The following is a 10,377-nucleotide window of genomic DNA, read 5'->3' on the forward strand; positions in this document are numbered from 1 at the left end:
GGGATTACATGAAAAAGCTCAGGAAAGAGAAGCTGCTTATTCTGGACGAGTGGCTGCTCTACCCCCTCAAGGAGGCAGAGGCCCGGGATGTGCTGGAACTGGTAGAGGCCCGGAACAAGGTGGCCTCCACCATCTTCTGTTCCCAGTATGATACTAGCGAGTGGCACGAGAACCTGTACGATCCAACCCTGGCCGATGCCATCTGTGACCGTATAATCTATAACGCCTATACCATCCAGATTGAGGGCGAATCCATGCGCAAGCGCAAGGGCATCCCCGAGTAACACCTGGCATGGCGGCCCGGTGCACCACACCTGCGGCCGCCATGCACCATTTCGGCGGAATGGGTGCACCATTCCAGCGGTGATGATGCACCATCATCTGCGGTCAAGCTGCACTTTTGGAGCGGCGTATGCATTTATGATTGGAATTCTAATCAAACTTAACGATCGACCGGATATTATATTTGAAAATGGGACCTTCTATGGTGGGTTGCATTGCGGGGAATGCTTGTCTATTTTTGAGAAAAATATAGGGTGGGTCCCAGTTCGGCTGGAATTCACTGACGACTGGGTGTTAGTAGATGGCAACAGAGCCAAAACATTCCCTATTCCGTACGGAGACCACGTCAAGGTGTAAGTGTACTATCCCACCACCAATTTGTTGGTCTTCTTCAGAAACTTCGCCGGAATCGGCCGGTCCAATTCCCAAGTGATATTCATGGGTCTGCTCCCGCTGTGCTTCACATAGTTTGCCGTGCCCAGGAAGGTATAGGCCTCGGCACCCCCGGTGATCCGGTCGGCTTTGAACTCCCGGACGAACAGCAACACCTTACTCCCACGCTCCCAGTGGTGAATGTATCGCTGCCCGGTAGGAGAGTCCGCCGCTGTGGTGCTCTGGCTCTGCCAGTGGAACAGGTTCTCGTTGATGGAGTAATCGTGATACATGGTGGTGGGCGAGTAGTCCTTGTCCGCCTTATTCAGCGTTACAAAGAACACATCCAGATGTTTCTCCGGCAGCCACTTCACACCCTCACGCACCGTGGCCGGTTTCAGGAAATCCAGCGCCACCAGCAGCTGGTCCCGGGTATAGGTGCAGTGGAGGTCCAGCGGGCAGTCAAAGCCCAGCTCCACCGGCTCGTCAATGAAGTCGATCTGCTCATACCGATAGCGGAGCAGGTCCAAAAGCTCGCCCAGCAGCACGGGACTGTCCGAGAGGGCATACAGGTTGTCCAGCACTTCATCGGATGTCCAGCTTTCTGCCGCCTTGCCCCAAACAGTTACGTAGAACATCTGGAGCATGCGCTGTTCCAGCTCATCCAGCGTCGCAAAGTCCACATTGTCCAGGCGGGGCAGCAGATCCAACAAAAAGCGAATCCAGCGCTGGGAGTCCACAACGGCCAATCGGGCAAAGGCTTTCGTGAGCACCTCCTCCAGCGGTTCACTGAAATCTGCAATTACATCTGCCCGAGCGCAGATGCGAGAGAAGGAGGAAAACTTGTAGATTGCCCTGGGGTCCAAATGATAATAGTCCAGAAAGTTTGCCAGGGTCAGATCCAAACCGCTGTCCTCCGCAAAGCTGGCCGCTCGGGACACCAGCCCGACGGTATTTCCGTAGGAGGCACGGATGTTATCCAGGATGTACTTGGCAGCCTTCTTCTCCAGCTGGATATAGCAGCCCTTGGGCGCAGAGACAAACCCGTCCTTGATCTCCCGGGTTACGCTGCGGGTAGTATTGGACAGCAGGGCGGCAAACTTGTCTTCGAAGTTATATCGCTTGTTAGCCTGGCCGATGAAGTCCAGCACGGTCAGACACTCCTTATTCTCCGCAAGCCGCAGGCCACGGCCCAGCTGCTGGAGGAAGATGGTCAGCGACTCGGTGGGCCGCAGGAACAGAACCGTATTGACCTCCGGGATGTCTACGCCCTCGTTGTAAATGTCCACCACAAAAATGAAGCGAACCTCGCCGCTTACCAGCCGCCCTTTGGCGGTCTTCCTCTCCTCATCGGTGGATTTTCCTGTCAGAAAGATGGCCGGAATCCCATGGTCGTTGAAATAGCGGCACATAAATTCCGCATGCTCGATGGACACACAGAAGCCCAGTCCCTTGACCTCGTCGATGTCGGTCACATACTTGAGAAGGGAGGACACCACCAGATCGGCGCGGCGGTTGGCCACGGCTCCGCTGAGGGTGTAGAGGTTGGAAAGCTCCCCCTTGTCATAGCCGCCGGCACTCCATTTCAGGGTGTTCAGATCCACTGTGTCGGTGACTCCGAAATACTGGAAGGGGCACAGCAGCTTGTGGTCGATGGCCTCCGGCAGCCGGATTTCCGCGGCAATCCGGTTGTTGAAGTAGGGCAGCACGCTCTTGCCATCCATACGCTCCGGGGTGGCTGTCAGGCCCAACAGGATTTGGGGCTGATAGTAGGACAGCAACTTCTGATAGGTAGGCGCCGCTGCGTGGTGGAACTCGTCCACCACGATGTAGTCGTAAAAATCCGGTGCGGTCTTGGCGGCGAAATTCTGAGAGTTGAAGGTCTGAATGGACAAAAACAGGTGGCCAATACCCTCCGGCCGGTAGCTGCCCACAAACAGCTCGCCGAAATTGGCGTCCTTCAGGACTGCTCGGAAGGTGTACAGGCTCTGCCGCAGAATTTCCTCCCGGTGGGCTACAAAGAGTAGGCGGCAGACCTTGCCAGGATGCTGCTTGCAGAAGCGCTTATAGTCCAGAGCGGAGATCACCGTTTTTCCGGTACCGGTAGCGGCTACCACCAGGTTCCGGGTGTAGCCCCGGACAGCGCGCTCCGCTTCCAGCTTGTCCAGGATCTCCTGCTGATAGGAGTAGGGGCGATATCCATGGTGTACACTTCGGCGTTGTTGGCGTCGAAGTATTTTTCCGCTTTCAGCGCACGGGCCAACCGCTCCTTCTGATCCTCGGAGTAATACTCAAATTCGTTGGAATTCCAGTAGCTCTCGAAGGTGGCGGCGATCTTGTCGATGGTTTCCGGAAGATCCCGGCGGGTGACCTTCACATTCCACTCTAAGCCGCTGGAGATAGCGGCATTGGACAGGTTGGAGGAACCCACATAGGCGGTGGTAAAGCCAGTGTTCCGGTAAAAGACATAGGTCTTGGCGTGGAGCCGGGTGCGCTTGGTGTCATAGCTGACCTTGATTTGGGTGTTGGGTAGGGCCCGTAGCTCCTCAATGGCCTTCACATCGGTTGCCCCCATGTAGGAGGTGGTGATGATCCGCAGCTCCCCTCCGTTTTGGGTGAACTCCTTCAGCTCGTCCATCAGGAGCCGTAGGCCGCTCCACTTGATGAAGGATACCAGCATGTCGATGTGGTCAGCGGAGACGATTTCTTTTTTCAGCTCTGTGTACATCTGGGGCTCATGGATGGCCCCGGTAAACAGGCTACTCTGGGCGATGGAGGTCTCCGGTCGGCTCAGGTCGGCAGCCGTTTTGCCCACCGCCAGGCGGGGATCTTGCTCCCGTAAAAGCGCAAGAAGTTGCTCTGCCCGTTGGTCAACGCTCAGCGCGGCAAAGTCAGCTTCCTGTGTTGTGTTCTGGATGAGGGTCACGATCTGGTTGGCAAGGCTGATCTGTGTGGAGATGTCGCCACCGTTGTCCACCACATTCTCCAGACCCTTTTGCACCACATCCGCCAGATACTGTGCCAGCACCTTGGAGGCCTCCGCCTTGTCAATGGGCGCAACTGATTTACGGGCATCAGGAATCTCCGAAAGCTCGCGGTTCAGGGCAGTATTGATGACTTGTTCGTAGAGGCCAGGAGGCAGCATTATATTTCACTCTTCCTATCTTCTCTTTGTAGATGTATATTGTATCTAGTATAACTGGAATTCCAAAATCCAACAAGGACTTATTGGCAAATATCAACAAAGCTATCCGGTTTTGATATGTGTTGTTTCTCTTCACTAGAAAATTAGTTTAGGATTACATTTGTCCAATAAACAGGACTATTCTGTATGGCACCATCTGTCAAAATAGAAAGCAGATGATTCAACTTATGTGCACTTTCTCAACAAAGGGCAAAACGATATCCATTTTCCCAAGTTTTGAAGTAACCGCACCTATTATCTACCTCAACACCTTCTCCAACGAGGGGCAGAAGGTATTTGAGGCCGCGCAGGCTGCTGGCTGTCCACCGTTTACATTGGTGGCAATCAGTGATCTGGACTGGAACCACGACATGGTACCTTGGGACAGTCCGCCTGCTTTCAAAAATGCTGAGCCTTGCACCGGTGGTGCGGACGACTATCTGCAACTCATCACCGAGGAGATTATACCAACGGCAGAGAAAGAGATTAACGGAGTCCCTCGTTGGCGAGGAATCGCTGGGTACTCCCTGGCTGGGCTGTTTGCGCTGTATGCCATCTACCAGACGGACCTGTTTTCCCGTGTGGGCAGCATGTCCGGCTCTCTCTGGTTTCCCGGAATGAAGGACTATATCTTCTCACGCGAACCGAAGCGGTGGCCAGATTGTACATACTTTTCTCTAGGAAATAAGGAGAGCAAAACTCGAAACCCGGTTCTAAGAAGTGTCCAACAGAACACAGAAGAGATTTATGCTTTCTACCAAAGCAGGGGAATTGAGACGGTGTTTCAGCTAAATCCGGGTAATCACTACAATCATGTTGTCGAACGCACAGCTGTAGGCCTTTGTTGGCTCCTGAGCAGGTGAGGTACGTCTCTCGTCAGGCTGTATTCTTTGTATAGGCGTGTTAAAAATTGATACGCCTGCCCCCCAAAAAACCTTGTTTTTTGGCCACTGCAAAGGTACAATATCCAAAACCCGAACATGCAAAAGGGCCCTTCTGAACAGACGACGGCAGTTATGCCGCACCTGGTCAAGAAGGGCCCTTTATGCAACAGACAATTTGAGTACGCTCATAATAATAGTATGAATTGCACTTAAAAGAGATATTTGATACAATAATGCAAAATAAGATTTGTTGTACTGTACCGTGAAATGATTGAAATCTTATAAAAAGTATAAACTACTTAAAATTGAGAAAGTAGGCAACAAAAATTATGCAGAAGCGGATAACAGTAAACTCAAAAAATATAACGATAATGAAACCTGTAACGTCTGCAGAGTATCAAGGAAAAACTGTGCTTACAGATTCTGCCTGGGAATATGTCGAGTTGTGGTTGAAAAGGCGGTCAAGCAAAGAAGCAAAAGAAGCTTTATTTTACTGGCAACAAGCCAAGCATTTTTTTGAAGCTTCAGAGTGTTTGCCTCAAAACTCGAAACCTCTGACGGCATACTATTGTTGTCTAAATGCAACCAAAGCATTGCTTTGTATCAATAAGATTGATGTCAATAATATTTCTCACGGCATAACGCAAAATCGACATTCAAATGAAAAGAGTAATTCTCTGGATAAAGCTGAGGTGATTTTTCTAGGTGCTGGTGCGCTTACAGAACTATCTCGTTATCTAGAGGAGGATGTTACAAAGCAAACATACATAATCAAGGACCTGCTGTACAACATTCCTTGTATCCATCGCGCTTTTTCAATCACTTATTCTGGCTCTCCCGAATTATTTGTGCCCATACACAATATCGGTTTTGTTCGGGAGGATACGACTTCAAGGGCGTGGATTTAATTTGCTGTTGATGATAGGTATGCCAATATTCAAGCCCTGCGTTATTTGCCATCAGGGTATAAGCATACCATGGTGGAAGGTTCGAATGAATACTTTATTAGAAAAGAAAATTCTCGTTTTAAATGGGACATACACGCTGATATGACTGAACGGCTCTCTAATCTTTCTGCATATCACAAAAAAGTGCGTAAAGATCTCCACTATATTCGAGGTGATTCTCGTCTGTGGTATATCAAAAAGGATATTCCTACAAATTCCCATATCATCAAACGAAACTCTCTTACTCTCATTTTTGCTGTTATGCACTGGATGAGCGAGCTTGTCCGATACAATCCTGAAAAATTCGAAAAATATATGCGTTCCAAACAAAACTGGTTGCTACATGAATTCATTGAAACTGCATTATATCAATTTATAGACGAAATTAGTTGTGAAATAACACATCAAGATATCATGGCCTCTGGATATCGGAAATGAACATATCTATAAGAGCTAAAACAGGAATCCCAAACTATTGTAGGCTTCAATAGTTTGGGATTCTTTAAAAAAGATTGATTTATTTGTTAATCTGAACTTCAATTCTATGTAGGTTTGTCAAACATATTGAGCGAAATGTAGTGGAAATGGCTAAAAACTATTATAAAGCATCAGAAAAAATTTAGTTCAACCGTTTAAGTCGTTTTAGGAATCAGAAACGAATAATCGTAAAAAAATGACCATTAGCCTCTCAAGTGCGGACAACTCTCTTAAAGATTGAAAAATAGTTATATACTTTTATAAAAATTGGCCATCATAAGCGGAGGAAGAAATTCTTCTGAAGAAGGCACTAAAGTGAGAAAGATTTGAGGAATTAGTGTTAAATGCTTTCATTTCTCTTGTGATAATTGGATTTTTTAAGTATTAGGATTTGTTTATAGCCCGTATCTCTCGGTTTGTTGGTTCAAAGGCCTATTTTTAAACATGCTTTATAGCGCCTATTTCTTTGTCTAGACCGTGTTAAAAAATGATACGCCTACTTCCCGAAAGTTTCGTTATTCACTTCCACAAAGAAAGAGCCGCCTCTTCGACAGCGAGTCAAAGGGGCGGCTCTTGGTACTTTATGATATGGGTTCCGGCGGCTCGAACTTCAGCCGGATGGAATAGAGGTCCAGCACGAAGTGCTCCTCTTCCAGTTCCGTGTCTGGATGGCGGCCGGAGATTCCGAACTTCACATCCCCGATCTGGTGGGCGTAGTCCGGGGAACAGGTACCAAACACGACATACTGACAGACGCAGTATTCCAGGTATCCGTCCTCATCCGGCTCCAGCGGAGAGGTCTCAAAGGGCTTTTCAATATCTACCCCCAGGGAATCCAGATAGCGGGCCACCTCCGGATAGGCCCCTCTGACCTTGGCGCAGTAGTTCCGGCAATAACCGCAGCTACAGATATTTTCGGGGCCGAGACTGCTGTAATAGGCCCTTGTCTTCTCTATTTCCGGCTTCATCACGGCTTCTTTCCGTCCTTTCCCACAAGGATGCTCAAAAAATACAGGTAATAGGCAAGAATGGCAAGTCCCATCAGCAGAAAGATACCTCTTCTGAGGAGACTCTGGCCCTCGATTATAAAAACCAGCAGAAAGAGACCGGTAATGCCGATCAGAAACACGAGGGAGATCAGACACGTACAGAGAATTCGGACAGGCATGGAAACCCGCTTTGATTGTGCCAGGTCTATGATTCCTTGGAATAAAACATCCATCCACACAGGAAGCCACACCTCCTCTCGCCTTGGACCTGTTTGTTCAGTGTGCATCCGCGCCCTCAATACCATTTCATCCCCTCGGCTGTGGCTAGGGAAAACAAGGGCAGGGGCGTTTTCCCGGAGACGTCCAACCACTCTCCCAGCTCTCTCAGAGCCGCTTCAAACTCCGGACTGAGCACCTGGGCCCAGCACTCCTGCTCATGGGTGACGGTCTTGAAAAACATCTCATTTCCCCGGAAAAAGCAGGGGTCCTCCATGTTGCTGTAATGGTCGCGTTCAGAGAACACATCCGGGCACCCCTCCCTGGCCTGCTTGTAAAGCCCCAGCAAAACCGCATTCTGCTGCTCCTCCGACTGCTCCCAGCCCCAGGCTTCCATGTAGGCGGAGAAGCGGTCCCAGGCCTCCTCCGATGCCCGGTCATAGACCGCGTACTTCTCCTCCAGATACGCCTGGTGGCCGGCAGGGGCCAGGCTCTGTTCCGCCCCAAACAGGTGGTGGATATGCCGGAGCAGGATTTCCTTTGTCTCCCGGGTGGCCCGGTACAGGCAGCACATTTCCCGGCGCTGTATGTCAAACCAGTGGAGGATGCCGTAGGAGGCATATTCCCCCACCAGCCAGGGGCGAAGCTCCTGCTCCAGGGCGCCGTCCCGGGCGCCGGGCCATCCGCACCGGAGGAGGGAAAAGGTGTCCGCCTGGGCAAAGCACAGCTCCATCAGGGCACGGAACTGCGCCCCCCAATGGTCCGCTCCGTACCGTTATCGAAATAACAGAAGTTTTTGAAGTGTAAAACGGAACTCATCCTGCGCCCCTCCTCCGCTGCCGTCCTGGTGCTGAAATTATAACACAGAAGCCTATGATGATTTTCTAAAGTTTTCTTAATTTCAGCGGGGCGCGTTTTGACCACAGAACCCACCACAGACAGCCCCGGAGCACACGGAAAACCTGCAGTCAAAGCGGGCTGGAGAGTGAGAGAAATGGAGCGGAAACGGTCAAAAATAAGCAAAAAGAACTAGAAAAAGTGTTTTGGCTCCCTTCGGGTCCAAGAGACCGTGGTTCAAATCCCGCCACTCGGACCACCCAGGGGCCTTGAAACCGTAGGGTTTCAAGGCTCCTTTTCTGTTATTCTGCCTGGTTTTCCCTTTCATTTTCCCTTTTCGTTTCGGAATGCCCGGACAAGCTCTGAATGTACGCATCCTGCCTGCTTGCACTGGCTTGCTTCATTCGCCCGGTTATATGTCCGTACACATCTAACGTAAACGCCGCGGTGTGATGCCCAAGATTGCTCTGCACCGTTTTGATATCGTCTCCTATTTGCAGCGAAAGCGCCGCATAGCTGTGCCGCAGATCATGTAAACGGGCGGCAGGAACACCGATGGATGCTGCAATCCGTTTAAAATTGTGATATACGGTATGGGGTGACAGATGCTCTCCGATGGCGTTGCAAAACACATAACCTCCTTCTTGCCACAGCGCACCCAATTCCCGCTTCGTTTGTTCCTGATCTTCTTTATGCTTCCGGAGTAGTTCCGTTACAAAGGAACTCATTTTTAAAGTCCGGCCCTTTCCGTTCTTGGTTGAAACCAAGTGATAGGCGCCTCGCTGTCCGGGTATGTTCTGGAGTTGCTTGTTAATGGTAATGACACCGTTGTCCAGATCAACACATTCCCAAAGCAGCCCGCAGACCTCTCCTCGCCGCATCCCGGTGAACAATGTGGTCAAAAGCGGTGCCCGGAGGGGATGGTCCTGAACGGCTTGTATGAACCGTGCAATTTCATCATCATTCAGAGGCCGGATTTCCTTTCTTTCCGCTTTGCGCAGTTCACAGGTGTCTGCCGGGTTGACGCGGATATATCCCAGCTTGACAGCTTTCTCCAGAGCCTTGTGCAGAACACCGTGGATGTTTTTCACGGTCTTAGCAGATAACGGCATAGCTTCATAGACTGGTTTTCCATCCTTTTTTACAATACGCCCAGCGTCGTCGTGTTTCCGTTTTCTTCCCCCTTCCTGAATGAGCATATTGTAGAAACGCTGGATATCCGGTCCGCTTAAGTCTTTTAGTTTTCTGTTTCCTAATGCAGGGCGTATGTGGTTTTTGATATGCTGAGAATAGTTCAGGCGGGTAAATGGTTTTACGGAATTCAGATATTCCGCTTCCCAGGTATCCAGCCATTCGCCCAGAGTCATCTTGGATGGTTCCTGGTAATCATGGTTGTTGATATCCACTAATGCCGCCTGCATTTTCACACGGACTTCTTTTTGTGTTTTTGCAGAGAAGGAGCGCTGTTTCTGACGTCCAGTGACTGGGTCAAATCCGGTTGTGATGCGAGCCTCCCAATACGTGTAAGATGTGCCATTTCGCTCAATCGTTTTTTTACGGATTGTACCGCCCCCTGGTGCACCTCGGGCGCCGCCTTTTTTTGCCACAATATTACCTCCCATAGTTGCAGCCTGCATACGCAGGGATATCGTCGGTTTCATTAAGAAATTCCGATATTGCGGCTTTAGGAATTATGATCTTTTTCCCTACTCTGATACTGCGCAAACGCTTACAACGGACCAGTTCATAACATTTGTTTAGTCCAAGATGTAGGATTTTGGCTGCCTCACGAACAGTAAAAACTAACTGAGGGTTGACAGACTGGGATTCCATTTTCTCTTTTTTCATTATTTTCCTCCTTGTATTACTCGGTAATCCAATTGCTTTTGCTATTCAAACCAATAGCAACTAACAATAATTCCCTTGCTCATCGGTGGCGTCTACATCCTACCGCTGGGCAAGGGAATTGTATATGGAAATATGCTATATTATATTTTTCCGCTTTACTGATCTGTATTCTGTAGTTCCTCTGTCCTTCGCTCAATTTCTTCTATTTCTTTTAATATCTCTTGTTTTTTCGACATCATAATCACCATGCCGACCGCTTCGCTCTCGGCACAAATAGGGATGAAAGAGAGCAGACAAACGGTCGCCTTTCTTATAAAATTAGATTGGGGAGGAAGCACACT

At 49.6% G+C, this 10,377-nt stretch carries 9 protein-coding genes and 2 pseudogenes; 4 read left to right on the plus strand and 7 right to left on the minus strand.

From position 1 onward, the window contains the following. The coding region (locus H6B51_RS14675; RefSeq protein WP_204884400.1) for an ATP-binding protein at positions 1-284 on the plus strand (284 nt) is incomplete at its 5' end. A gap of 136 nt (positions 285-420) precedes the next feature. Further along, the gene (locus H6B51_RS14680; RefSeq protein WP_130869041.1) at positions 421-639 is read left to right on the plus strand and encodes a DUF5348 domain-containing protein; all 219 of its coding nucleotides are present in this window, start codon (positions 421-423) and stop codon (positions 637-639) included. 5 nt (positions 640-644) lie between these two features. Here the strand turns inward: H6B51_RS14680 and H6B51_RS14685 are convergent. Next, a pseudogene (locus tag H6B51_RS14685) lies at positions 645-3,799 on the minus strand (DEAD/DEAH box helicase). Positions 3,800-4,014: 215 nt separating this feature from the next. On the opposite strand from H6B51_RS14685, the gene H6B51_RS14690 reads away from it, so the two are divergent. Next, positions 4,015-4,701: an alpha/beta hydrolase gene (locus H6B51_RS14690; protein WP_243421337.1), complete on the plus strand. Its 687-nt coding sequence runs from the start codon at positions 4,015-4,017 to the stop codon at positions 4,699-4,701. Positions 4,702-5,093: 392 nt separating this feature from the next. After that, positions 5,094-6,107, plus strand: a pseudogene (locus tag H6B51_RS14695) (YaaC family protein). A gap of 620 nt (positions 6,108-6,727) precedes the next feature. Here H6B51_RS14695 and H6B51_RS14700 read toward each other — a convergent pair. The 6 genes from H6B51_RS14700 to H6B51_RS14725 form a co-directional block, all read right to left on the minus strand. Further along, the gene (locus H6B51_RS14700; RefSeq protein WP_204884407.1) at positions 6,728-7,114 is read right to left on the minus strand and encodes a hypothetical protein; all 387 of its coding nucleotides are present in this window, start codon (positions 7,112-7,114) and stop codon (positions 6,728-6,730) included. Continuing rightward, complete coding sequence (locus H6B51_RS14705; protein ID WP_204884401.1) at positions 7,114-7,374, minus strand: hypothetical protein; 261 nt, start codon at positions 7,372-7,374, stop codon at positions 7,114-7,116. The genes H6B51_RS14700 and H6B51_RS14705 overlap by 1 nt, the downstream gene beginning before the upstream one ends. Positions 7,375-7,430: 56 nt before the next feature. After that, the gene (locus H6B51_RS14710; RefSeq protein ID WP_204884402.1) at positions 7,431-8,084 is read right to left on the minus strand and encodes a hypothetical protein; all 654 of its coding nucleotides are present in this window, start codon (positions 8,082-8,084) and stop codon (positions 7,431-7,433) included. Between the two features lie 406 nt (positions 8,085-8,490). Further along, the gene (locus H6B51_RS14715; RefSeq protein ID WP_335342176.1) at positions 8,491-9,795 is read right to left on the minus strand and encodes a tyrosine-type recombinase/integrase; all 1,305 of its coding nucleotides are present in this window, start codon (positions 9,793-9,795) and stop codon (positions 8,491-8,493) included. 4 nt (positions 9,796-9,799) lie between these two features. Next, complete coding sequence (locus tag H6B51_RS14720; RefSeq protein ID WP_204884404.1) at positions 9,800-10,036, minus strand: helix-turn-helix domain-containing protein; 237 nt, start codon at positions 10,034-10,036, stop codon at positions 9,800-9,802. Between the two features lie 155 nt (positions 10,037-10,191). Beyond that, the coding region (locus tag H6B51_RS14725; protein ID WP_204884405.1) for a hypothetical protein at positions 10,192-10,377 on the minus strand (186 nt) is incomplete at its 5' end.

Source organism: Pseudoflavonifractor phocaeensis (assembly GCF_016901955.1).
Lineage (GTDB): Bacteria > Bacillota > Clostridia > Oscillospirales > Oscillospiraceae > Flavonifractor > Flavonifractor phocaeensis_A.